We start from the raw sequence: 24281 nt of genomic DNA on the forward strand, positions 1-24281 counted from the left end.
ACGTCGATGGAAATGCAGCAGCGTGACCCCGCGCGCATGCGAGGCGGGTTGCCGGAGGTCGATGCCGGCACCGTCGACGCCTTTCTCGCCGAGGCCGATCGCGCCGGGCTGGTCGCCGTGCTGCTGTCGGCCGGTGATCCCGCGCGGTTTCCGGAGGCGCTCGATGTGGCCATCGTGCTGCCGGAGCTGATCACCGCGTTTCACGGCCGGCTGCGTGGCGCGGTCATCGCGCGCGACGCGGAGGCGGAGCTCGGGACGCGCTTCGGCGTGCGCGTGCAGCCGAGCCTGATCCTGTGCCGCGGGGCGGAGACGCTCGGCCTGATCGCCAAGATCCAGGACTGGTCTGTCTATGTCGATCGCATCTCGCGGCTGATCGACCGGCCGCAGGGCGCGACTGCAACGGTCGTTGCCAGCATCGTCCCAGTCCATCAGCCTGCGGGAGCCGAGCGATGAAGCCGGGATTCTGGATCGCGCCTGAAGGAGCCGAGGAGCCGGTCAACATCTTTCCGATCGGCGAAGAGGCGCTCGATACCTCGCACAAGGGGCTGACCGCGTCCGGGGCCCTGGCCAAGCTGGCCTCGCTCGACTCGGAGGCGTTGGCGCGGAGCTGCCCGCGGGCGGTCGAGCTGTTGTCGACGATTGCAGCGGCCATCGCGGCGCAGACCGCCGGCGCGCCGACGCAATTATTCCGGCTCGAGGGCCTCAACGATCTCGAGCGCCGGCTGATCGACGACGTGCTGGGCGAGGGCGAGGTCGCCGGCGTCGTGGCTCTTCCCGACGGCACGCTGGCTCAGATCCAGGAATCGGTGCTCGCCGGAATATGGCGGGTGCGGCTGGAGGCGGACGAGCGACACGACTACGTCGAAATCGGCGCCGTCCCGGAGATCGTATCGCGCGCCGCCGCCGATCTGACTGCAGGTGACATCGTGATCGGCCCTGTGCCCGAGGGCACCATGAACGCGCTGCCGGTGCTCGCCGAGATCCGCGAGCGCGCGCTGTCCTGGCGACCAGGTCAGCGCTCGCAGACCATCAACTTCACGCTGCTGCCGATGAGCCCAACCGACATGAGCTTCCTGCAGCAGACGCTCGGCAACGGTCCGATCCAGCTGATGTCGCGTGGCTACGGCACCTGCCGCGTGCTCGCGACCGGCATCCGTCATGTCTGGTCGGTGCAGTTCTTCAACGCCATGGACACGATCATTCTCGACACCCTCGAGGTCGGCGGTGTGCCGGTGGTCGCGCTCGCCGCGGCTGAGGATTTCGAGGATTCGGCCGAGCGTCTGACCCAGATCATCGAGGCCTATTTCACATGAGCGGCGGCTTCGAGAATTTCGGTGTCCGCAGCGATCTCGCTGATGACGTGCTGCTGGAGTGCGGCATCTGCTGGACGCGCTACGACCCGGCCGAGGGGGATGGCGTGGCGCAGATTCCGCCGGGCACGCCGTTCGCGGCCTTGCCGGATGACTGGCATTGCCCGAACTGCGATGCGCCGAAAGCCAAGTTCATGGTGGTCGAGCCATGAGCCCTGAGGCGGTCGGGCAGGGGACGTCGGACGTCACGCCGGCCGCGTGGGGCGCGCGTCTTGCCGGCGTCTATCGTGAGATCGGCGCTCGTGCGATGCGCGAGCTGCCGATCTATCACGACGCGCTCGACGTCGAGGCGATCGGATTTTCAGTGGTCGACGGCCGCATCCTCGGCATCGTCGTCACGCCCTGGTTCATGAACGTGGTCACTCCGGCCGCACAAGGCGCCGCGGGATCCGTCGTCAAGATCGTGCTTCCGGCCGGCTCGTTCGAATTCACGATCGGCGATGTTGCCGAGGTCGGTCGGATCGCGAGTTGCTCGCTGTTCTCGCCGATGTTCCAGTTCGAGGACATGGCCGCGGCGCGTGCGGCGGCGGAGGCTGCGCTCGCCGCGCTGATGACGGCGCCCGATGATGAGCCGTCGTCTGAACGCGCTGCGAAGGCATCGGGCGCGATCGATCGCCGTGCGTTCCTGCGCGGCACCCTCTCCGAGGGCCGCGCATGACCCTCACCTTTCGCAACCGCATCGACGTGACGCTGTCGGTCGCCGATCGGCTGATCACAGGCGTCGACATTCAGCCGCGCACGAGGCCGCCGCTGGGACGGCTGTTCGCTGGCAAGCCGGCCGAGATGCTGCTCGCGGCCCTGCCGCGGTTGTTCTCGCTGTGCGCCAGTGCGCACCGGGTCGCGCTGCTCTCGGCGATGGAAGCGGCGCGCGGCGAGCAGGCGCCGCCGTTGACCCGTCACCGTCGGATCAAGGCCGTGGTGGTGGAGCGCTTCGCCGAGCTTATGCGCGGTCTGCTGATCGCGCCATTTGCGCAAAATCGCAGTGACGCGCAGCTGGCGCAACGGCTCTTGCAGGCGGTCGCGTCGCTGCAGATGCATTCCGGCGCTGACACCCAGCAGCAATCTCGCGCTGCAACCTTGTCTCAAATCAAGACGGACATGGTGGTCCTGGGCATAGGCTTGCCAGCGGAGCCGGTTCTACCGGAAACTCCGCTTGCATCTCTGATGGACTCGGCCCGGAAAGCCGTCGACGATGGAGGATGGAGGCACATGCCGGCCGCGCACGACATCCTGTCGGCCGCCGACGATGACGTCATCGTCGCGCAATTGATGGACGTGGGATCTGCCTTTGCTGAGGCTCCGGAACTCGACGGCCGGGCTCCGGAGACCGGGGTCTGGGCCCGGTATGCGGAGCGCCATCAGTTGGCATCAGCCGGTCCCGTCGAACGCCTCTCAGCCAAGATCACCGAGGTTGCCGAGCTGTTCCGCTGGATCGAGGCCGGCGAGGCTGAGGACGAAGCGGCCGACCAGCATGCCATCGCGAGCTACGCGCTCGGGTCGCGGCGCGGCGGCGCCGCGGTTGAATGCGCCCGCGGCCGGCTGCATCACGCAATCGAGCTGGATGCGCACGGCGCGGTCTCGCGTTTCGAGTATCTGGCGCCGACGGAATGGAATTTTCACCCGCGCGGCCCTGTCGTGAGGAGCCTCACCGGGGCTGCGCTGCGCGGAACGGGCGATCGCGAGGCCATCAATACGATGGTCGGATCGTTCGATCCCTGCGTCGGCTATCACCTGGCATTCCGGGAGATGGCCGATGCATGAGATGGCGCTGTGCGAAGGCATCGTCGAGATCGTCGAGCAGGAGGCGCGCAAGGGCGCCTTCTCCACGGTGAAGACGGTGTGGCTGGAGATCGGTGCGCTCAGCCATGTCGCGCCGGAGGCGCTGCGATTCTGTTTCGAGGCGGTGACCGCGAAGACCCTGTTGCAGGGGGCGGCGCTCGAGATCATCGAACAGCCGGGCACGGCGTGGTGCCTGGGCTGTTCGCGCAGCGTCGAGATCAGCCAACGCTACGCGCCTTGTCCGGCCTGCGGCAGTCATCAGCTGCAGGTCACGGGCGGTGAGGACATGCGGGTCAAGGAGCTGGAGGTCGAGTAATGTGCACGGTGTGCGGCTGCAGTGACGGCAAGTCCTCCGTCGAATCCGGTGATCATCATCACGATCACGGTGAGCACCAACATGCTCATGGACATGATCAGTCCGGACATCATCATCATCACGGCCATCACTGCCATGATCATGATCACGAGCATGGTCACCATCACCATGATCATGACCATGATGATCACGGTCACGCGCATGACCACCATCATGATCACGCCGCCGACCGCATCGACTGCTCGGCCAACCCTGCGGGGCAGGAGGTTGCCGGTCTCTCCAGCGGACGCATCATCCAGATCGAACGCGACATTCTCGGCAAGAACAACCGGCTCGCGGCCGAGAACCGCGCACGCTTCGCCGCGCATGACGTGCTGGCATTCAACTTCGTCTCCAGCCCGGGCGCCGGGAAGACCTCGCTGCTGGTCCGCGCCGTCTCCGATCTCAAGCAGAGCCGGCCTGTCGCGGTGATCGAGGGCGACCAGCAGACCTCCAACGATGCCGAGCGCATCCGCGCCACCGGCGTTCCGGCGATCCAGATCAATACCGGCAAGGGCTGCCATCTCGATGCGGCCATGATCGGCGAAGCCTATGGCCGGCTGCCGGCACTGCGCGGCGGGCTGCTGTTCATCGAGAATGTCGGCAACCTCGTGTGTCCGGCCGCCTTCGATCTCGGCGAGGCCTGCAAGATCGTCGTGTTCTCGACCACCGAGGGCGAGGACAAGCCGCTCAAATATCCCGACATGTTTGCAGCGTCATCGCTGATGCTGATCAACAAGATCGACCTGGCGCCGGTGCTCGATTTCGACCTTGCGCAGACGATCGAATATGCCCGCCGCGTCAATCCGAAGATCGAGGTCCTGACGATCTCGGCCAAGACCGGCGAGGGCCTCTCGGCGTTCTACGCCTGGATCAGGAAGCAGTCGGACCGGATGCGGGCGAGCGCGATGAACGCGGTGCAGGGATGAGCACGCCCGGCCGGACATCGGCGGCGAACCATACGCGCCTCCGGCTCCGCGTCCGCGGTGCCGTGCAGGGCGTCGGCTTTCGTCCCTATGTCCATGGCTTGGCGATCCGCCATCGGCTCGGCGGCTTCGTCGCCAACGATGCTGATGGCGTGCTGATCGAGGTCGAGGGCGACGAGGTCGCCGAATTCGTCGAGGCTCTGCCGCGGCAGACGCCGCCACTGGCGCGCATCGACGACATCGCCGTCGAGCCGATCGTGGCCGACGCCGGCACGGGCTTCCGGATTGCCGAGAGCGTGAGTGGGCGCGTCACGACGCGGATCGTGCCGGACGCCGCCACCTGTGCCGCGTGCCTGGCCGAGTTGTTCGATCCCGGCAGCCGCTTCCATCTCTACCCCTTCGTCAACTGCACCCATTGCGGCCCGCGCTTCACCATCGCCGAACGCCTGCCTTACGATCGCCCGTCCACGGCGATGAAGCGCTTTCCGATGTGCGAGGCGTGCCGGTCCGACTACGAAGATCGCGCAGGGCGCCGCTTTCATGCCGAGGCGATCTCGTGTCCAAGCTGCGGGCCGCGGCTCAGCCATGGCATCGATGAGATCGCGGCCGCGCTCGCGAATGGCAGGATCGTCGCCGTCAAGGGGCTCGGCGGCTATCAGTTGCTCTGTGATGCGCGAGATGAGCAGGCCGTCCAGCGGCTGCGCGCCCGTAAGCAGCGCGACGGCAAGCCGTTCGCCGTGATGTTGGCCACGGCCGACGCTGCAACTGAGATTGCCGAGATCGACGCGCCTGAGCGCGCGCTGCTGGAGCAGGTGGCGCGGCCGATCGTGCTGTTGCGCTCACGCCAGCGTGTTGCGTCCTCGGTCGCACCAGGCCTCGCAAAGATCGGCGTGATGCTGCCGGTCGCTCCGCTGCATCATCTGATCTTCCATGTGCTGGAGGCGGGCCGCCGCGCGGCTGCCGACGGACCATGGGCGCTGGTCTGCACCAGCGCCAATCCGAGCGGGGAGCCGCTGCTGACCGACAATGATGAAGCGAGGAGCGGTCTGGCTGATATCGCGGATCTGATCGTTACCCATGACCGAGACATCGTCATCCGCGCCGACGATTCCGTGCTTGCTGTCGTGGCCGGCGTTCCCCGCTTCGTCAGGCGTGCGCGCGGCTATGTACCGGAGCCGATCCGGCTCGCACGTGCCGGGCCGCCGGTGCTCGCGGTCGGCGCTCATCTGAAGGCGACGGTGACGGTAACGCGCGGCGACGAGGCGTTCGTGTCGCAGCATCTCGGTGATCTCGACACGGCAGCCGCGATCCGCTTCTTCGAGGAGACGATCGCGCATCTCACCTCCATCCTCGACGTCGAGCCGGTCGCGATCGCGCATGACCTGCATCCGGACATGGCGTCGACCCGGTTCGCGCAGGCACGAGGTCTGCCGACGTTGCCCGTGCAGCATCACCATGCGCATGCGGCTTCCGTCATGGCCGAACAGGGCGTGACCGGCCCCGCCCTCGCGCTGGTGCTGGATGGCTACGGCTATGGCAGCGATGGCGGCGCCTGGGGCGGTGAATTGCTGTCGTGCGACGGCGCTGGCTTCCAGCGCCTCGGCCATCTCGCCCCATTGAAGATGCCGGGCGGCGACCGGGCCGCACGGGAGCCGTGGCGGATGGCGGCGTCAGTGCTGCACGATTTCGGTCGCGGTGACGAGATCGAGCGGCGTTTCGTAGCGCAGCCCCAGTCGCGCAACATAGTCACGCTGCTAGACCTTGCCGATACCGCGGTCACCACCAGCGCCGGCCGGCTGTTCGATGCCGTAGCTGGTTTGCTCGGTGTCAGCACGGTGCAGAGCTATGAAGGCGAGGCGGCCATGAAGCTGGAGGCGCTGGTGCGTGAACCGGCGACGCTTGAGCGCGGCTGGACCATTGCCGATGGCGTGCTGTCGCTGCGGCCGCTGCTCGCGCATCTGATCGCGCGTGATCTCGACACTGTCGAAGCGGCGGGGCTGTTTCACGGCACGTTGGCCGCGGCCTGCGTCGACTGGATCGCGAGAGCTTCGCGCGCGACTGGCATCGGCACGATCGTGCTGAGCGGCGGCTGCTTCCTCAATGCGCATCTGGCCGAGCAGGTCGTGCGCGGCTGCCGTTCCGCAGGCCTCGATCCGCTGCTGCCGCGCCGGCTGCCGCCCAATGACGGCGGCCTCAGCCTCGGGCAGGCCTGGGTGGCTGGTCTGCATCTCACACAAAGCAATGTGCTGTCTGGAGGGACCGTCTGATGTGTCTGGCCATTCCCGCCGAGGTGATCAAGCTCTTGCCTGACGACATGGCGATCGTCTCGATTGACGGCGTCAGCAAGGAGGTCTCGATCGCGCTGATCGAGGAGATCGCCGTCGGCGACTACGTCATTCTTCATGTCGGCCATGCGCTGGCCAAGATCGATCCGGAGGAGGCGCGCGAGACGCTCGACCTGCTCCGGCAGATGGGCGAGGCTGTGGCGGAGGTCAGGCCATGAAATATGCCGACGAATTTCGCGACAAGGAGCTGGCGACAGGTCTTGCGCGCGCCATCCGCGCCAAGGCCGATCCGGCGCGCGCCTATCGCTTCATGGAGTTCTGCGGCGGCCATACCCATGCGATCGCGCGCTATGGCCTCGAGGACATGCTGCCGGACAATGTGCGCATGATCCACGGCCCCGGCTGCCCGGTCTGCGTGCTGCCGGCCGGGCGCATCGACATGGCGATCGCGCTGGCCGAACGCCCCGAGGTCATCCTCTGCGTCTATGGCGACCTGATGCGCGTGCCGGGCTCGCGCGGGTCCTCGCTGCTCAAGGCGAAGGCGCGCGGCGCCGACATCCGCATGGTGTATTCGACGCTGGATGCGATCGCGCTGGCCGAGCAGAATCCCGGTCGCGAGGTGGTGTTCTTCGCCATCGGCTTCGAGACCACGACGCCGCCGACCGCCGTGATGATCCGGGCCGCCGAGAAGAAGCAATTGTCGAACTTCACCGTGTTCTGCAACCACGTGCTGACGCCGCCGGCGATGCGCGCGATCCTCGACAGCGACGACACGGTCGAGATCGACGGCTTCGTCGGACCGGCGCATGTCTCGACCGTGATCGGCACCGAGCCCTACGCGCCGTTCGCGCGCGATGACGGCAAGCCCGTCGTGATCGCGGGCTTCGAGCCGCTCGACATGATGCAGGCGATCCTGATGCTGATCGAGCAGGTCAATGACGGCCGCCACGAGGTGGAGAACCAGTATCGTCGCGCCGTCACCGGCAGCGGCAACCAGCGCGCCATCCGCGAGGTCGCCGAGATCTTCGAACTGCGCGACCAGTTCGAATGGCGCGGCCTCGGCAGCATTCCGGCGAGCGCATTGAAATTGCGGCCCGGCTTTGCGCATCTCGATGCCGAGCTGCGCTTTGCCATGTCCGAGCTGGTGGTGGCCGACAATCCGGCCTGCGAATGTCCGGCCATTCTGCGCGGCCTGAAGAAGCCGGTGGACTGCCGGCTGTTCGGCACCGCCTGCACGCCGGAGACGCCGATCGGCTCCTGCATGGTGTCGTCGGAAGGCGCCTGCGCGGCGCATTGGACCTATGGCCGCTTCCGCGACCATCAGCGGAGGCTTGCATCATGAGCATGCATCAGCGCCGGCTCGACCTGAAGAATGGCTGCGTCGATCTCTCGCACGGCGCCGGCGGCCGCGCGATGGCGCAACTGATTGCCGGCCTGTTCCACGAGGCGTTCGGCAACGAATGGCTGACGCGAGGCAACGATCAGTCGGCGTTCGACGTTGCGGCCGGCCGCATGGTGATGACGACCGATGGCTATGTGGTGTCGCCGCTGTTTTTCCCCGGCGGCAATATCGGCTCGCTGGCGGTGCACGGCACGGTCAACGACATTGCCATGGCCGGCGCCAGGCCGCTGTATCTGTCGGCGAGCTTCATCATCGAGGAGGGGGTTCCGTTTTCCGATCTGAAGCGGATCGCCGATGCGATGGGAGTGGCGGCGCGCGAGGCCGGCATCGCGATCATCACCGGCGATACCAAGGTGGTCGAGCGCGGCAAGGCGGATGGCGTGTTTATTTCGACGGCCGGCGTCGGCGTGCTGCCGGAAGGCCTCGATCTCTCAGCCGACAAGGCCAGGCCCGGCGACCGCGTGCTGCTGTCCGGCAGCCTCGGCGACCACGGCGTCGCCATCATGTCGAGGCGGCAGAATCTCACCTTCGACACCGAGATCATCTCGGACTCGGCCTCGCTGCACGGTCTCGTCGCCGACATGGTTGCGGCCGGCGGCGCCGGCATCCGGCTGATGCGCGATCCCACGCGCGGCGGGGTTGCGGCCACGATGAACGAGATCGCCCAGCAGTCCAATCTCGGCTTCCGCCTGCAGGAGGAATCGATTCCGGTGAAGCCTGCGGTCGCAGCCGCCTGCGAGCTGCTGGGGCTCGATCCGCTGCATGTCGCCAACGAAGGCAAGCTCGTCGCGGTGGTCGCGCCCGAGGTGGCCGGCGCAGTGCTCGCCGCCATGCGGGCGCATCCGCTCGGCCGCGATGCCGCCGAGATCGGCGAAGCGGTGGCCGATGATCACCGCTTCGTCCAGATGGCGACGGGCTTCGGCGGCGGCCGCATCGTCGACTGGCTGTCCGGCGAGCAGCTGCCGCGGATCTGCTGAGACGCGCGATGGGCATCCAGGGAACGATACTGGTCGTGGATGACGAGGTCCGGTCGCAGGAGGCGCTGCGCCGCGTCCTCAACCAGGATTTCGAGGTCTTGTGCGCGGGCAACACGAACGATGCCGAGAAACTGCTCGAAGGCGAGATCGTGCATGCCGTGATCTGCGACCAGCGCATGCCGCAGGAGTCCGGCGTCAGCTTCCTGAAGCGCGTACGCGAGATGTGGCCCGACCCTGTACGGATGATCATCTCCGGCTATTCGGACTCCGAGGACATCATCGCCGGCCTCAACGAGGCCGGCATCTATCAGTACATCACAAAGCCCTGGCAGCCGGATCGCCTGATCGAGATCGTCCGCGAGGCCGTGCAGCTGTACCGGCTGCAGAAGGAGACGGAGACCGCCGGCGTTGACGTGAAGGCCACGCCGGCCCATATCAAGAAGGTGGTGTCGGTCAAGCGCGGCGCCGCCAAGCAGCTCTACGATTTCGACCGCATCGTGCATTCGGCCGCGAGCCCGATGCGCAACGTGATCGAGCTCGGCCGGCGCGCCGCCGACTACGACATCTCGGTCTTGATCACCGGCGAATCCGGCACCGGCAAGGAGCTCTTGGCGCGCGCGATTCACTACGGCTCCGCGCGGGCCACCAAGGCGTTCGTCGTCGAGAATTGCGGCGCGCTGCCGGATGAGCTGCTGGAAAGCGAGCTGTTCGGCTGCAAGAAGGGCGCCTTCACCGGCGCCTATCAGGACCGCATCGGCCTGTTCGAGGTTGCCGATGGCGGCACCATCTTTCTCGACGAGATCGGCGAGACCTCGCCGGCATTTCAGGTCAAGCTCCTGCGCGTTCTGCAGGAGAGCGAGATCCGGCCGCTCGGCGCGCAGCGCGTGCGCCAGGTCGACGTGCGCGTGGTCGCCGCCACCAACCGGGATCTCGAGGCCGAGGTCGAGGCCGGCCGCTTCCGCCGCGATCTCTACTACCGACTGGCCGCGTTTCCGGTGCACATGCCGTCCTTGCGCGAACGGCCGATGGACATTCCGCTGATCGCCGAGGGTGTGCTGTCGGCGGTGAAGACCTCGTTCAACCGGCCGGATCTGCGTTTCGCACCGGCGGCGCTGGAGGAATTCTCCCGCTATCACTGGCCCGGCAATGTCCGCGAGCTGCAGAACGAGATCCAGCGCATGGCCGTGCTGGCCGATGCCGACGAGCTGCGCTGTCCGCCGTTCGCAGCCCGGCGCAGCGCACGCCGCGCCGCGCCCGCGATACCCAATGGCAAGCTCAATGGTTCCGGGAGCCTGAAGGACAGGGTCGAGGATCTCGAAAAGACCATCATCGTTCACTGTCTGGAGAAATATGATGGTAACATCAGTCGCGTCGCCAGCGAGCTCGGCCTGTCGCGGGTGGGGCTCCGGAACAAATTGTCGAGATACGATCTGAAGAAACATGGCAAAGGCCACTCACTCTCCTGAGTCCGGGGCTGACACGCTGCTCAAGCTGATCGCGAGCAGCAGCACGCTCGAACTCGACAGCGAGCGCGAAGGCGTGTGGATCGAAGTGATCCGCAAGATGGACGAGGTCTATTCCGACCTGCTGCGCTACGAGGTCGATCTCGAGCACAAGAACGCCGAGCTCGAGGAAGCCCAGGCGTTCGTCACCAATGTCATCGAGTCCGTCTCCGACATCCTGGTCGTCTGTGACGCCAGGGGCACGGTGCAGCAGGCCAACTCCGCCTTTCTGCAGACATCGGGACGGGCCTTGGCTGACATCGCCGGTCGCGATATCGCCGAGATGATTGATCCCGATCATCGGCCCAAACTTGTCTCGCTGCTGAAGCCGCGCAGCAGCGCCGAAGTGGTCGACGGTGAATTGCGCTTTGCCGCGGCGGCCGGCGTCAGCTCCGACCTGTTCGCGATCAACAGCTCGCCGCGGCATGACCATCGCGGCCGCTTCATCGGCGTCGTGCTGACGGGCCGTCCGATCGGCGAGCTGCGCCGCGCCTATGAGGCCCTGCACAAGGCGCATCAGGAGCTGCAGCGGGCGCAGCGGCAATTGGTCGAGCAGGAGAAGATGGCAAGCCTCGGCCGGCTCGTCGCGGGCGTGGCCCACGAGCTGAACAATCCGATCAGCTTCGTCTATGGCAACATCCACACCCTGATGCGCTACCGCACCTCGCTGGTCGGCTATCTCGATGCCATCCATGAGCAGCCGGTCAGCGAGGACATCGCCGCGCTTCGCTCGGATCTGAGGATCGACGCCATCCTGGAGGATTTCGGGCCGCTGATCGACGGCACGCTGGAAGGTGCGGTGCGCATCAGCGAGATCGTCAAGAACCTGCGCCGCCTGTCGTTCTCGAAGCTCGGCGAGGTCGAGCGCGTCAACATCGAACGGCTGATCAATACCGCCGTGCTGTGGGCAGGGCGCACCAAGCAGCATCGTGTCGACATCCAGATCGAGGTCGAGCCGGATCTGTGGATCTCCGGCAACGAAGGCCAGCTGCATCAGGTGATCGTCAACCTCGTGGAGAACGCGATCGACGCGATGCGATCGACCGACCTGCCGCGTCTTCTGGTCGCGGTGGCGCGCCAGGGCAACGAGATCGCCTTTCGCATCACCGATAACGGCCCCGGCATCGACAAGGATCACCTGACCCGCATCTTCGAGCCGTTCTTCACGACCAAGCGCGTCGGGGAGGGGACGGGGCTCGGGCTGTGGATCAGCTACGGCATCGTCCGCGAGCACGGCGGCGAGCTGTCCGCGACCAACGAGCCGCAGGGCGGCGCCACGTTCTCTTTCAGCTTGCCGGCGGCTTGACCATAGCGGCGGGGCTGCTGCCGACGCTGAAGTGGGATGCTGGGTATCCCTTCGAAACGATGCTGGGGTTCCTGACGGCGGTGCCGTCGGATGTTGCGGGCCGAAGCCAAGCCCGAGGTGATCAGGACGCCGTCGCGACCGGCACGCGCTCGCGCTGATTGGTCAACCGCGCCAGCAGCACGGTTGCGGTTCGCGTGATGTGTTGCCGTGCGAGATCCTCGGCCTTCTGCGCATCGCCGGCGATCACCGCCCGCAGGATGTCCTCATGCTGATCCCAGATTCGCCGCGGCGTCTCGTCGCGCATCAGCACCTCGCCCATCAGCCGGCGCAGATGCAGCCAATGCGGCAGCGTGGTGTCCTGGATGACGGAGTTGCCGGAGATCTCGTAGAGGAATTCATGAAACTTGACGTCGGCCTCGATCAGCTTCTCGACCGAATGCTCGCGCTCGGCGCTCCGGCCCTGCTCGATCAAATTCGGGCCTTCCTCGGCCGCTCGCTTGGCGCCGCGGGTCGCCGCGAGCCGGCAGGCGAGGCCCTCGGCGACGGCGCGTATTTCATAGAGGTTGCGGATGAAGTCGGTGTCGATCGGTGCGACTTCCAGGCCGCGGCCCGGCGCCTCGCGCACAAAGCCGTGATTGCGCAGCAGCAGCAGCGCCTGCTGCACCGGCTGGCGCGATACGCCGAGGTCGCGGGCCAGATCGTCCTGAATGAGGCGGGCCGATTCCGGCAGTTCGCCGCCGACGATGTCGGAGAGAATGCGCTCGTAGACGCGTTCGGTCAGGCTCGGCTGTGTCTTCAGCGGCGGCACACGGCCTCCACGGGATCAGGTGTGATGTCCGGTCGCGAATGTGGAGCTGCCGTGCCGGAGCCCGGCGCTCGCATTGCGGCCGATGTCGGTCTGAACGGGGTCATAGCGAGAATTTCCGCGCAGTGAGCGTTCGCCGCTGCTTGGGCTTGCTGTCCTGCTGGATTTCGAGGTGATGGATGAACACACTGGCCGCGCGTGAAATGTGCTCGCGGCTCAGCCGTTCGGCCTCGTCGCTGCGGCCCTCGATCACGGCTGCAAGAATGTCCTCATGCTCGTCCCAGACCATCCGGGACATGCTCTGCTCCTTTTGCAGCACGTCGGACATCACGCGCTTCAGGCAGGGCCAATGCGGCGCCATCGTCTCGCCGATCAGCGCGTTGCCGGAGAGGTCGCCGAGGAAGCAATGGAAGGCGATGTCGGTCTCGATCTTGCGGTTGACGAGCCCGCTCTTCACCGCCTCGTGGCCGGCCGCGATGTACGCCGGACCTTCGCGCGCGGCGCGATCGCTCGCGCGCTCGGCGGCCAGCCGCGCCGCGAGGCCTTCGAGCACCGCGCGCATCTCATAGAGGTCCCGAACGAAGCCGGGGTCGAGCGGCGCCACGATCAGGCCGCGGCCGGGCGCGCTCTGCACCAGCCCGCAGCCGCGGAGCAGGATCAGCGCCTGCTGAACTGGCTGGCGCGATACCCCATAAGCCTGGGCCAGATCGTCCTGGATCAGCCGCGAGCCCGGCGTGAGAACGCCGCTGACGATCTCGTCAGTGATCGCTTCGACGACCTGGTCGACCAGAGAGGGAGCGGCGGGCACGATTCGCATGGGTCACCACATTTTGCCGCACATTAGCATGTCAAGTCCGAAAATCCATTTGCGAAGGTATTCGAATTCAGAGTACGAATTCAAAAAAAGGACGCTGCGTTAAGGCAAGTTAAAAAGCGGCCAAATAGGGAGGGACTCCGTTGTCGGAAGATCCGACCAGTCTGGAGCGCGAGCAGGTTTGGTCTGCGCGCTCGGAGGGCCGCGTGCGCGCCGGCGTTATGCTGGCGGTGTCGCGGGCATTGCTGGTGGCCTCGGTCGCGTCGTTCGCCGCGATGGCGCCTGCGCTCGGGGCGGCCGGAGAAGGCCTGACCTTGTCCGATGCGTGGGTGCCGGCGGCGCCCGAGGTGGGACGCGACATCCCGTTGCTGATCACGATCAAGAATGACACGACCGCGCCGGAAGCCTTGATGCGCGTGCGTTGTCCGATCGCCAATTTCTCGGAGCGGCACACCGTCGACCGCGGCGAAGGCGCGCCGGCGATGCGCTCCATTCCCAACATTCCAATTGCCGCGGGCAGCACGCTGGTGCTGCTGCCGACCGCCTATCACGTGATGCTGCTGCAGACGCGGGAGCCGCTCGAGCCAGGCAAGCGCTTCACCTGCACGATCGTATTCCAGAAAGCAGGATCCATCGAAACGGAGGTCGAGGTTCGCAAGTCGCCTTGAAGCGTGTTTGTCGCCTGCTGCCCTCCGCCTTCGGGCTTGGCGGAGTGGTATTCGCTCCAACTCATAATCAATATAATGGGAGAAGGAAACGATGAGGACTAACGTCAGGTCGACCCTGCGGGCGGTGCTGCTGGCCAGCGCAGCCTTCGCCTGTTTCCAGCTTGCATCGCCGGCGCAGGCCGCCGACGAGATGACCCCCGAGCGGCTGCTTAACGCCGACAAGGAAGCCGGCAACTGGCTCCACCATCACAAGAACTATTCGGGCACACGGTTCTCGGCACTGAAGGAGATCAACAAGGATAACGTCAAGAACCTGAAGGTCGCCTGGACGATGCATCTCGGCGGCGTCGAGGGCGGCGGCATCTGGAGCCACGGCGGTCTCGAAGGCACGCCGATCGTCGAGAACGGCATGATCTACGTCACCGACGGCTGGGGCTCGGTCTACAAGATCGACGCGCGCGGTGGCAAGGGCCAACTGGTCTGGAAGATGGATCCGAAGACGGATCACGACTGGGCCGGCGCCATCGCCTGCTGCGGCGTCGACAATCGCGGCGTCGCGCTGTGGGGCGATCTGGTCGTCTCGCACACGCTCGACGGCCGCCTGATTGCGACCAACAAGGAGACCGGCCAGGTTGCCTGGCAGCGCCAGGTTGCCGATCCCGACAAGGGCGAGGTCATCACCGGTGCGCCGCTGATCGTGAAGAACATGGCGATCTCGGGCGTGGCCGGCGCCGAATACGGCATCCGCGGTTGGATCGCGGCGACCGATCTCGGCACGCAGAAGGAGGTCTGGCGCACCCACACCATTCCGGGGAAGGGCGAGCCGGGCAGCGAGACCTGGAAGGACAGCAACGACGCGGCTGCGGCCGGCGGCGGCTCGACCTGGGTCACGGGCACCTATGATCCGGCGACCGACACCATCATCTGGGGCGTCGGCAATCCCGGTCCGGACTGGGACAACGCCTATCGTCCGGGCGACAACCTCTACACCGACAGCTCGCTGGCGCTCGATGCCAACACCGGCAAGATCAAGTGGCACTATCAGCACACGCCGAACGATCCCTACGACTACGATAGCGTCGCCGAGAACGTCCTGGTCGATGTGCCCGCGCCGAACGGCTCGACCCTGAAGCTCGCGCTCGAAGCCGACCGCAATGGCTTCGCCTATGCGATCGACCGCACCAGCGGCAAGTTCGTCTGGGGTCTGCCCTTCGTCAAGAAGGTCACCTGGACCAAGGGGCTCGATGCCGAGACCGGCAAGCCGATCGAGTATGATCCGAAGAACCCGGTGCAGCGCTACAATGCGTCGGTGACGCCGCATCGCGAGAACAAGGTCGCGGACATCTGCCCGGGCAACATGGGCGGCAAGAACTGGCCGCCGACCTCCTACAATCCGGACCTGAAGCTCTGGTACATCCCTGTCATCGAGAGCTGCAACCGGATCACCGTCGAGGAGGCGACCAAGGACAAGCTCAAGCCGCGCGAATTCTGGACCGGTGGCGGACCGAGCCAGCCGTTCAAGATCACGGGCAGCGTGACCGCGATCGACGTCACCACCGGCAAGATCGCCGGCAAGTTGGAGACGCCGTTCCCGAACCTCGGGGGCATGCTTTCGACGCCTGATCTCGTCTTCACCGGCCAGCCCTCGGGCGAGGTGATGGCGCTCGATGCCAAGACGCTGCAGAAGCTGTGGGAGTTCAACACCGGCGGCGGCGTCAATGCGCCTCCCGTGACGTTCTCGGTCGACGGCAAGCAGTATGTCGCGATCCTGGTCGGTCTCGGCGGCGCCTGGGACAAGTGGTTCATCGAATCCACGCCCGAGCTGAAGAAGATCCAGCCCGGCTCGATGCTCTACGTCTTCTCGCTGTGAAGTCGATTGCGGAGCGGAGGCATAGCCTCCGCTCCGTCCTCACCCCCTGTTCGACAAGAAAAACAGATGAAACTCAGTGCGATCACACTCGCTGTGGCGTCGGCTCTCGTCCTCGGCTCCGCTTCGCTCGCATTGGCGCAGTCTGCGGCGCCGGCAGATCCGACCGATGCCGGCAAAGCCGTGTTCAAGCGTGCGAACTGTGTCGGCTGCCACAAATGGCACGGCAATGGCGGCGGCGGCTACGGCGGCGACGCGCTGTCGCTGCGCAAGACCGAGCTCGACCGCCAGCACATCGTCGAGACCGTCACCTGCGGCCGTCCCGGCACGGGCATGCCGTACTTTGCGCGAGGCTCCTATGACACGGCGAAGTGCTACGACCTGAGCCGCCAGGATGTCGGCGAGCGCATGCCGCCCGAAGGCGGCGTGTTCCTGCGGCCCAACGATATCGAGGCGGTCGCGGACTACGTGCTCGCGCACATCAAGGGACGCGGCGAGCCGAGCTACGACGAGTGTACCGCCTTCTTCGGCAACACGTCCCGGGTCTGCGATATCTACAAGGCGAATGCCAGCAAGCCTGCAAGCGAGCCATCGAAATGAAACGGCCAACCTGCGCTGCGATCTTCGCCACGTTCGTGCTGTCCTTCTTGACGTATGCGGCCTCCGCGCAGGCCGTGCCGAACTACGATCTGCGTGACATCACCGTCGGCATGCCGGTCGGCGACCTGCCTAGTGAGGGCTATGTCAATCTGACCTGCGCCAAGGATCCGAATCGCAAGCTCAATGCGTGGTCGGCGTGGCGCGATTGTCCCGCGGACGAGCAGGCGCGGCATGCGGTGCGTTTCGATTTCGATCCGGAGACCAGCCAGGACGGCACCAAGGTGGCCGGTCATCCCGTGCTGCTGACGGTCCTGGTCGACGACAAGGGCACCGTCACCGGCCTGACGATCGAGACCGATCCGAAGGCGCGGCTCTATATTCGCAAGAAGGCGTTCCTGCTCGGCAACCAGGTGAAGTCGCGCTATGGCGCCGAGGGCTGGGACTGCAAGGAGCAGCAGCCGACCGCAGGCGAGCAGCCCGTCGGCGGCGTGTTCCTGCGCGAGGTCTGCAAGAAGACGGTGCCCGGCCGAACGCTGACGGTCGAGCGCGAGCTGTTCCGCAAGCCGGATCAGGACGCCAAGAGCTTCGTCGATCAGACGCTGGTGCGGATCACCAAGGATATCAACTAGCCCGCCGCCGACCTTCATCGCGCTCCGCTGGAGGCGCGCCAGTCGGCGTCGTGAACCCGGTTGGCGGGAGGAAACGACGATGAGGGATCTCTTGAATTTCGGGCAGATGCTGTCGGCCCATGCGCGCATGTCGCCGGAGCGCACCGGTGCCCGCGATCTCGAACGTGCGATGAGCTTTGCGCTGTGGAATGAGCGCACGTGCCGGCTCGCCAACGCGCTGCTCGGGCTCGGCCTTGCCAAGGGCGATCGCGTTGCGATTCTTGCCTACAATTGCGTCGAATGGTGCGAGATCTATGCGGCCACAGCCAAAGCCGGGTTGGTGGCGCTGCCGATCAATTTCCGCCTCACCGCGTCCGAGGTGCAGTTCATCGTCCAGAACGCCGAAGCGGCGGCGATGATCCTGCAGGACGAACTCGTCGGCCTGGTCGAGGAGGCGCGCACGGATCTCGGCATCGCCGATGACCGCTTCATCCATTTCGGCGCGAAGCCGCGTCCGGCAGGCTATCGCGGCTATGAGGACATCATTGCGATGGCCGCGGATCGGGAGCCCGACCAGCAGGTCGCGCTGTCCGATCCCTGGACCTTGATGTACACCTCCGGCACCACCGGCAAGCCGAAGGGCGTGCTGCGCAGCCATCGCAGCGCCGTCCTCCTGTCGATGGTCACCGAGATCGAGCTGAAGCTGAGCCGCAATGACGGCGCGCTGCTGGTGATGCCGATGTGCCACGCCAACTCGCTGAACTTCTTCGGCGCGTTCGGTTATATCGGTGGCGTCAACTCGATCTACTCGCGCAAGAGTTTCGATCCCGAGCACGCCGTGACGACGCTTGCGGACGGCGGCTCCACGTTCACCTCGCTGGTCCCGACGCACTACATCATGATGCTGGATCTGCCGCGCGCGGTGCGCGCGCAGCATGATTTCAGCGCGGTCACCAAGCTGATGATCTCCTCGGCGCCGGCCCGCCCGGAGACCAAGCGCGAGGTGATGGAGATGTTCCCGAAGTCCGGGCTCTACGAGCTTTATGGCGCGACCGAGACCGGCTGGGTCACTATGCTGCATCCGCATGAGCAGTTCACCAAGCTCGGCTCGGTCGGGCGCGAATGCGTCGGCGCCGCGCCCATCCGCATCTTGGATGACGCGGGACATGAGGTGCCAGACGGCGAGGCAGGCGAGCTCTATTCCTCGAACGCTCACACCTTCGACTGCTATTGGCGTCTGCCGGAGAAGACCAAGGAGGCGTTCCGCGGCGACTACTGCTCGGTCGGCGACATGGCCCGTCGCGATGCCGACGGCTACATCCATCTCGCCGACCGCAAGAGCAACATGATCATCTCGGGCGGCGAGAACATCTATCCCTCCGAGGTCGAAGCGCAGGTCGGCGCGCATCCTGGTGTCAAGGACATCGCGGTGGTCGGCCTGCCCGACGACAAATGGGGCGAGCGCGTCCATGCCGTGATCGTGCCCCGCGACGGCATGGCGGTGAAGGAGGGCGATCTGGCCGAATGGGCGAAAGAACGGCTCGCCGGCTTCAAGCGGCCGCGCTCTTACGCCTTCATCACCGATAGCGAGATGCCGCGCAACGCGACAGGCAAGATCCTGCATCGCGAATTGAAGAAGAGATTTACGCAGTGAGTCGCTGCAATGCCGTACGGTCTGATATGTAGCTGCGATGCAGGCCGTCCTCAATTCCGCTCTTCCGATCTTCGCGCTGATCCTGACCGGATTCCTGTGCGGCTGGTTCGGTGTGTTCGACCGCACCGCGACCGACAATCTCAACCGCTTCGCGGTCTATCTGGCGCTGCCGGCGCTGATCTTCACGGCGATGTCCAGGATCGGCGTCGAGCAGGTCAGCCAGTTCGGCTTCATCGGCGCCTTCTGCGGAGGCATTGCCGCGACGTTCGCGACCGGTTTCGTGATCAGCCGTCTGCGCGGCCGTCGCGTTGCCAACGCCAGCATCGAGGGACTGGACGCCGGCTACAGCAATGTCGGCTTCATGGGCATTCCGATGTGCCTCCTGGTGTTCGGTCCGGACAGCGCGCCGGCCTCGATCATCGCCACCTTGTTCACGGCCTGCGTGCTGTTCCTGTTCGCGATCGTGGTCGTCGAGATGGATCTTCAGAAGGGCGCCACGCTCGGGGCGACGGTCGCCAAGGTCGCGCGTTCGCTGCTGACGAGCCCGTTGTTCATCGCGCCCGTGGCCGGGCTCGCGGTGGGCCTCAGCGGCTTTGCATTGCCGGCGCCGTTCCTGAGCTTCACGACGTTGCTTGGTGGAGCAGCATCGCCGGCGGCGCTCGTGTGCATCGGCCTGTTCCTGGCGCAGGAACGGGTGGTGACGCACGATGCGGCTTCGATCGGCATTCTCGTATCGCTGAAGCTCGTGATGCAGCCGGCGGTCACCGCGCTGCTTGCCTTCCACGTGTTCTCGATGCCGCCGCTGTGGTCGCATTCCGCCGTGATCCTGAGCGCGCTGCCGATCGGCTCCGGGCCGTTCACGATCGCCAAGCTCTATGGTCTGGAGGCCGGCGTCACCTCGGGCTCGATTCTCGTCTCGCACATGTCAGCCGTTTTCACCGTCTCGCTGCTCGTGGCCTGGCTCGCGCCGGGCTGATCACGTCACCATCCGCAGGAGTCGTCAGATGAAGATCTCTCCCGACAGTGCCGCCGATCTGATCGCCCGCCTGCTCAAGCGCCGCGGCGTCAGCCGCGTGTTCGCGCTGTGCGGCGGCCACATCATGCCGATCTGGATGCGGCTCGATGCGGAAGGCATCCGCATCATCGACGTGCGCGACGAGCGCGCCGCCGTGCACATGGCGCAGGCGCATGCCGAGCTCACCGGCGAGCTCGGCGTCGCGCTGGTCACCGCGGGGCCGGGCGTGACCAACGCGATCACCGGCATCGCCAATGCCCACGTCTCGCGCGCGCCCGTGCTGGTGATGTCGGGCGGCAATCCGCGGCCGCAGGAGAACCGCGGTGGCCTGCAGGACATGGATCACACCCAGCTCGTGCGCTCGATCACGCGCTATGCGCGCACCGTGCGCGAGCCGTCGCTGGTGCTGCAGGAGCTCGACGAGGCGATCTCCCGCGCCGTCGGCGACGGCGGCGAGCCGGGGCCTGTGTTCATCGATTTTCCCGTCGATACGCTGCGCGGCGTCGTGCCGAAGGCACTGCAGCTCGAGGAGCATCTCGCGCCGAAGCCGCGCGCGGCGACACGGCCTGATCCGGCCGAGGTCGAGAAGGCGGTCGAGCTGTTGTGGTCGGCGCGCCGTGTGCTCGTCATCTCCGGCCGCGGCGCGCGCGGCGCCGGGCCCGAGCTGATCGCGCTGCTCGACCGGCTCGGCGCCGTTTATCTCGACACCGGCGAGAGCAGGGGGCTCGTGCCCGACGATCATCCCTCGGTCGTCGGTGCGATGCGCGGCGCCGTGATGGGCGATGCCGACGTGGTGCTGACGGTCGGCCGCCGGCTCGACTTCCAGCTCGCCTACGGCTCGCCTGCCGTGTTCAAGGACGCCAAGTTCGTCCGCATCAGCGACTCCGCTACGGAGCTGCGCGACAATCGACGTGGTGCGGCCGAGATCCTGGCGACACCAGCGGAGACCTTGCGCGCGATGGTGGCGCTGGCGGGCAACCGCGAATCGGCCGTCGATCGGCAATGGGCCGCAAAACTGCGGGCCGCGCATCAGGAGCGCGCGGCCAAGCTGAAGCAGAGCATGGCGACGGCGCCGGCCGGCTCGGACGGGCGGCTGCATCCGAATCGCGTGCTGTCGGCGCTGCAGGAGGCGATCGGCAATGACGCCGTGGTCATCGCTGACGGCGGCGATTTCCTGTCCTTTGCCCGCGTTGGCCTCAGCGCGCCCTTGATGCTCGATCCCGGCCCGTTCGGCTGCATCGGCATCGGCGTGCCCTATGGCATCGCTGCGAGCCTCGCCTTTCCCGACAAGCCGGTGGTGGTCGCGACCGGCGACGGTGCGTTCGGCTTCAATGCGATCGAGGTCGACACCGCGGTGCGCCACAAGGCGCCGGTGCTGATCGTCGTCGCCAACAACGGCGCCTGGCAGATCGAGGTGCACGACCAGGCCGTGACACATGGCAAGGTCGTCGGCACGAAGCTGCAATTCGCCGATCACGCCGCCATGGCGCGCGCCTTCGGCATGCATGCCGAGCGCGTCGAGACCGAGGAGCAGCTCGGCCCCGCGATCCAACGCGCGCTGGCCAACCGACCGGCGCTGCTCGACATGGTGGTGACGCCGGAGGCGGTCTCGTCCGACGCCAAGACCGGACTCGCCTGGGTCCCGGACCTGCAGCCGCTCGCGGCGTGGGACGAGGCCGAACGCAAGTGGCGGGGCTCGTAGCGCCCTACACCTGCTGCAGCTGCCGCGGCGCGCTGAGCCACAGCGCGAGTAGGGTGCAGACGGCGCCGGACAAGAGATAACCGCCGGCCGAAATCAGGCCGAGATAGGCGGCCAGCAGCAGGGCGGCGAGCGGCGCGAAGCCGGCGCCGAACAGCCAAGCGAGGTCGGCGGTCAGGGCCGAGGCCGTGTAGCGATAGGTGCGCGCGAAGTTGGCGGCGATCGCGCCCGAGGACTGGCCGAACGACAGGCCGAGCAGGATGAAGCCGAGCACCATGTAGATGGTCTCGCCGACCGGGCCGGCGTCGAGCAGTTGCGGCGCGAAGCCCGAGAACACCGCGATTGCGATCGCCGAGCCGATCAAGAGCGATTTGCGTCCGATACGGTCGGCCAGCATGCCAGACGCGACAATGGCGACGACGCCGAACACCGCACCGACGGCCTCGATTAGCAGGAAGCGCGCCGGCGTCTCCTTGGTGAACAGGAACACCCAGGACAGCGGAAACACCGTCACCATGTGGAACAGCGCGAAGCTCGCCAGCGGCGCGAAGGCGCCGATCACGATGTTGCGGCCCTCGTGCCGAATCGTGGTGATGACGCGTGCCGGCTGCAATTCGCGCGACTGGAACAGCTCATCATACTCCGGCGTCACGACCATGCGCAGCCGCGCGAACAGCGCCACGACGTTGATGGCAAACGCCACGAAGAACGGGTACCGCCAGCCCCAGTCGAAGAAGTCGGCCGCGGAGAGATAACCGACGAAGAACGCGAACAGCACGCTGGCGACGATCAGCCCGAGCGGCGCGCCGAGCTGCGGAATCATCGCGTACCAGCCGCGCTGGTGCTCCGGCGCATTCATCGCGAGCAGCGACGCCAGCCCGTCCCAGGCGCCGCCCCAGGCGAGACCCTGGCCGATCCGCGCCAGCGCCAGCAGCCAGATCGCCGCCGCACCGACGGTGTGGTAGCTCGGCAGGAACGCGATCGCGGCGGTCGAGGTGCCCAGCAGGAACAATGCGGTGATCAGCTTGGCGCTCTTGCCGTAGCGGCGGTCGATCGCCATGAAGATCACGCTGCCGAACGGACGCGCGAGGAAGGCGAGCGCGAACAGCGCGAACGAATACAGGGTCTGCGTCAGCTCGTCCGCAAACGGAAACACCAAGCGCGGAAACACGATCACCGAGGCGATGGCATAGACGAAGAAGTCGAAGAACTCCGACGTCCGCCCGATGATCACGCCGATCGCGATCTCGCCCGGATGCGCCTCATGCGTGCGGGAGAGATGGGTTTCGCCGTCGGCGGTCGCCGCTGCCTGTGTCATCGCGCTGCCTGCAGTCCTCTCGTACTCTATTCGCGCTCCGTAATTGTCGTCCTCGGCGCCGCTCCGGTATTGGACAAATTGTCCAATGTCGGCCGTGTCGTCCGGTCGCTAGGTGAGGCCTCGTTCAGAGATCCGCCGTGCGACGAGGTTAAGCGTGCGTTACTGGAAATCCTTGGCTCTGCTGCCGCTGGGGCTCGCGCTCGGCGGCTGCAATCTGGTCGTGCTCGCCCCCTCCGGTGATGTCGCCGCCCAACAGCGCGATCTCGTGATCATCGCGACCGTGCTGATGCTCCTGATCGTGGTGCCCGTCATGGCGGCGACGGCGATCGTGGCCTGGCGCTACCGCCAGTCGAACCAGGCGGCGACCTACACGCCGGATTGGGATCACTCCACCCAGCTCGAGCTTCTGATCTGGGCGGCGCCGCTGCTCATCATCATCTGCCTGGGCGCGGTCACATGGATGGGCACGCATCTGCTCGATCCCTACCGCACGCTCGGGCGCATCGCGGTCGATCGTCCGGTGACGCCGCTGGACAAGCCGCTCGAGGTCAACGTTGTCGCGCTCGATTGGAAGTGGCTGTTCATCTATCCCGAATACGGCATCGCCACCGTCAACGAGCTCGCCGCACCGGTGAACCGGCCGCTGGATTTCAAGATCACCTCGTCCTCGGTGATGAACTCGTTCTACATCCCCGCTCTGGCCGGCCAGATCTATGCGATGCCGGGCATGCAGAGCCGGCTGCACGCCGTCATCAACAAGCCCGGCGTCTATCGCGGCTTCTCAGCCAACTATAGTGGTGCCGGCTTTTCCAGCATGCGCTTTGCCTTTCATGGCCTGTCGGATGTGGAGTTTTCCGGCTGGATCGAGAAGGCGAAGGCCAGTGGCAATCACCTCGGCAAGCCGGATTATCTCGTGCTTGAGCGTCCCAGCACCGACGAGCCGGTCCGCCATTTCGCCTCGGTCGATGCTGACCTGTTCCGCGCCATCCTCAACATGTGCGTCGAACCGGGCAAGATGTGCATGAGCGAGATGATGGCGATCGACGCGAGAGGCGGCATGGGCCTGGCCGGCGTCCGCAACACGCTGCCGCTCGCCTACGACAAGTTCGCCGGCCGCGGCACGGTGTTCGGTGGCGAGCCGAGCTACGTCGCCGGCGGCGTCTGCCTGCCGGGCGACCAGGTCACGCGCATGGCTGCGGAATCGTCGCCCACCGTTCTCGCGCCGCTCGATTGGACGCCGCTGCAGGGCCGCGGCCTTGAACGGCCCAGCCTGCTGCGGCCGTCGAAGGCGTCTTTCATCACGGGGCCAGCCTCCAAGTCGGATTCGTGAG

Annotated in this window: 24 protein-coding genes; 21 read left to right on the forward strand and 3 right to left on the reverse strand. The window is 66.3% G+C overall.

The annotated features are described in order from the left end of the window. Positions 1-6: 6 nt before the first annotated feature. The 13 genes from QX039_RS12855 to QX039_RS12915 are packed head-to-tail and all read left to right on the forward strand — an operon-like array spanning position 7 to position 11902. Positions 7-453 carry a hydrogenase accessory protein gene (locus QX039_RS12855; protein ID WP_315736712.1) on the forward strand — a complete coding sequence of 149 codons (447 nt, stop codon included), beginning with the start codon at positions 7-9 and terminating at the stop codon, positions 451-453. Then, on the forward strand, positions 450-1313 hold the full coding sequence (locus QX039_RS12860; RefSeq protein ID WP_315736714.1) for a hydrogenase expression/formation protein: 864 nt from the start codon (positions 450-452) through the stop codon (positions 1311-1313). The genes QX039_RS12855 and QX039_RS12860 overlap by 4 nt, the downstream gene beginning before the upstream one ends. Beyond that, positions 1310-1522, forward strand: a complete 213-nt coding sequence (locus QX039_RS12865; RefSeq protein ID WP_315736715.1) for a rubredoxin — start codon at positions 1310-1312, stop codon at positions 1520-1522. Before QX039_RS12860 ends, QX039_RS12865 begins: the two co-directional genes overlap by 4 nt. Continuing rightward, positions 1519-2028: a [NiFe]-hydrogenase assembly chaperone HybE gene (hybE, locus tag QX039_RS12870; RefSeq protein WP_315736716.1), complete on the forward strand. Its 510-nt coding sequence runs from the start codon at positions 1519-1521 to the stop codon at positions 2026-2028. The genes QX039_RS12865 and hybE overlap by 4 nt, the downstream gene beginning before the upstream one ends. Beyond that, complete coding sequence (locus tag QX039_RS12875; RefSeq protein WP_315736718.1) at positions 2025-3131, forward strand: nickel-dependent hydrogenase large subunit; 1107 nt, start codon at positions 2025-2027, stop codon at positions 3129-3131. Before hybE ends, QX039_RS12875 begins: the two co-directional genes overlap by 4 nt. Next, positions 3124-3465: a hydrogenase maturation nickel metallochaperone HypA gene (gene hypA / locus QX039_RS12880; protein WP_315736719.1), complete on the forward strand. Its 342-nt coding sequence runs from the start codon at positions 3124-3126 to the stop codon at positions 3463-3465. Before QX039_RS12875 ends, hypA begins: the two co-directional genes overlap by 8 nt. After that, the gene (gene hypB, locus QX039_RS12885) at positions 3465-4433 is read left to right on the forward strand and encodes a hydrogenase nickel incorporation protein HypB (RefSeq protein WP_315736721.1); all 969 of its coding nucleotides are present in this window, start codon (positions 3465-3467) and stop codon (positions 4431-4433) included. Before hypA ends, hypB begins: the two co-directional genes overlap by 1 nt. After that, the gene (gene hypF / locus QX039_RS12890; protein WP_315736722.1) at positions 4430-6697 is read left to right on the forward strand and encodes a carbamoyltransferase HypF; all 2268 of its coding nucleotides are present in this window, start codon (positions 4430-4432) and stop codon (positions 6695-6697) included. The genes hypB and hypF overlap by 4 nt, the downstream gene beginning before the upstream one ends. Continuing rightward, a complete protein-coding gene (locus QX039_RS12895) occupies positions 6697-6933 on the forward strand; it encodes a HypC/HybG/HupF family hydrogenase formation chaperone (RefSeq protein WP_315736723.1) in 237 nt (78 codons plus the stop codon). Before hypF ends, QX039_RS12895 begins: the two co-directional genes overlap by 1 nt. Continuing rightward, complete coding sequence (gene hypD, locus QX039_RS12900) at positions 6930-8057, forward strand: hydrogenase formation protein HypD (RefSeq protein WP_315736725.1); 1128 nt, start codon at positions 6930-6932, stop codon at positions 8055-8057. The genes QX039_RS12895 and hypD overlap by 4 nt, the downstream gene beginning before the upstream one ends. Further along, positions 8054-9094, forward strand: coding sequence for a hydrogenase expression/formation protein HypE (gene hypE, locus QX039_RS12905; protein WP_315736726.1), 1041 nt, complete (start codon positions 8054-8056; stop codon positions 9092-9094). The genes hypD and hypE overlap by 4 nt, the downstream gene beginning before the upstream one ends. An 8-nt stretch (positions 9095-9102) precedes the next feature. Continuing rightward, positions 9103-10560, forward strand: a complete 1458-nt coding sequence (locus QX039_RS12910) for a sigma-54 dependent transcriptional regulator (protein ID WP_315736727.1) — start codon at positions 9103-9105, stop codon at positions 10558-10560. Continuing rightward, positions 10535-11902 carry a sensor histidine kinase gene (locus QX039_RS12915; RefSeq protein WP_315736728.1) on the forward strand — a complete coding sequence of 456 codons (1368 nt, stop codon included), beginning with the start codon at positions 10535-10537 and terminating at the stop codon, positions 11900-11902. The genes QX039_RS12910 and QX039_RS12915 overlap by 26 nt, the downstream gene beginning before the upstream one ends. Before the next feature lie 121 nt (positions 11903-12023). On the opposite strand, the gene QX039_RS12920 is transcribed toward QX039_RS12915, so the two are convergent. Continuing rightward, positions 12024-12710: a GntR family transcriptional regulator gene (locus QX039_RS12920; RefSeq protein ID WP_315736729.1), complete on the reverse strand. Its 687-nt coding sequence runs from the start codon at positions 12708-12710 to the stop codon at positions 12024-12026. Positions 12711-12810: 100 nt separating this feature from the next. Beyond that, entirely contained in the window at positions 12811-13524 is a 714-nt protein-coding gene (locus tag QX039_RS12925; RefSeq protein WP_315736731.1) for a GntR family transcriptional regulator, read from the reverse strand. Between the two features lie 272 nt (positions 13525-13796). Between QX039_RS12925 and QX039_RS12930 the strand changes: the two genes are divergently transcribed. The 7 genes from QX039_RS12930 (at position 13797) to QX039_RS12960 (ending at position 21635) form a co-directional block, all read left to right on the forward strand. Continuing rightward, positions 13797-14189, forward strand: a complete 393-nt coding sequence (locus QX039_RS12930) for a copper chaperone PCu(A)C (protein WP_409998849.1) — start codon at positions 13797-13799, stop codon at positions 14187-14189. Positions 14190-14280: 91 nt separating this feature from the next. Continuing rightward, the gene (locus QX039_RS12935) at positions 14281-16059 is read left to right on the forward strand and encodes a PQQ-dependent dehydrogenase, methanol/ethanol family (RefSeq protein ID WP_315736733.1); all 1779 of its coding nucleotides are present in this window, start codon (positions 14281-14283) and stop codon (positions 16057-16059) included. A gap of 66 nt (positions 16060-16125) precedes the next feature. Further along, complete coding sequence (locus QX039_RS12940; protein WP_315736734.1) at positions 16126-16656, forward strand: c-type cytochrome; 531 nt, start codon at positions 16126-16128, stop codon at positions 16654-16656. Then, the gene (locus QX039_RS12945; protein WP_315736735.1) at positions 16653-17285 is read left to right on the forward strand and encodes a hypothetical protein; all 633 of its coding nucleotides are present in this window, start codon (positions 16653-16655) and stop codon (positions 17283-17285) included. Before QX039_RS12940 ends, QX039_RS12945 begins: the two co-directional genes overlap by 4 nt. A gap of 79 nt (positions 17286-17364) precedes the next feature. Further along, positions 17365-18918, forward strand: coding sequence for an AMP-binding protein (locus QX039_RS12950; protein WP_315736736.1), 1554 nt, complete (start codon positions 17365-17367; stop codon positions 18916-18918). A 37-nt stretch (positions 18919-18955) separates the two neighbouring features. Further along, entirely contained in the window at positions 18956-19894 is a 939-nt protein-coding gene (locus QX039_RS12955; protein WP_315736737.1) for an AEC family transporter, read from the forward strand. A gap of 28 nt (positions 19895-19922) precedes the next feature. Further along, entirely contained in the window at positions 19923-21635 is a 1713-nt protein-coding gene (locus tag QX039_RS12960) for a thiamine pyrophosphate-binding protein (protein WP_315736738.1), read from the forward strand. A 4-nt stretch (positions 21636-21639) separates the two neighbouring features. Here the strand turns inward: QX039_RS12960 and QX039_RS12965 are convergent, their stop codons facing one another. Further along, positions 21640-22950 carry an MFS transporter gene (locus QX039_RS12965; RefSeq protein WP_315736739.1) on the reverse strand — a complete coding sequence of 437 codons (1311 nt, stop codon included), beginning with the start codon at positions 22948-22950 and terminating at the stop codon, positions 21640-21642. A gap of 154 nt (positions 22951-23104) precedes the next feature. Here QX039_RS12965 and cyoA point away from each other — a divergent pair, with 154 nt between their 5' ends. Further along, complete coding sequence (cyoA, locus tag QX039_RS12970) at positions 23105-24280, forward strand: ubiquinol oxidase subunit II (protein ID WP_315736740.1); 1176 nt, start codon at positions 23105-23107, stop codon at positions 24278-24280. Position 24281 lies beyond the last annotated feature (1 nt).

This window comes from Bradyrhizobium sp. SZCCHNR1043 (assembly GCF_032489675.1).
GTDB lineage: Bacteria > Pseudomonadota > Alphaproteobacteria > Rhizobiales > Xanthobacteraceae > Bradyrhizobium.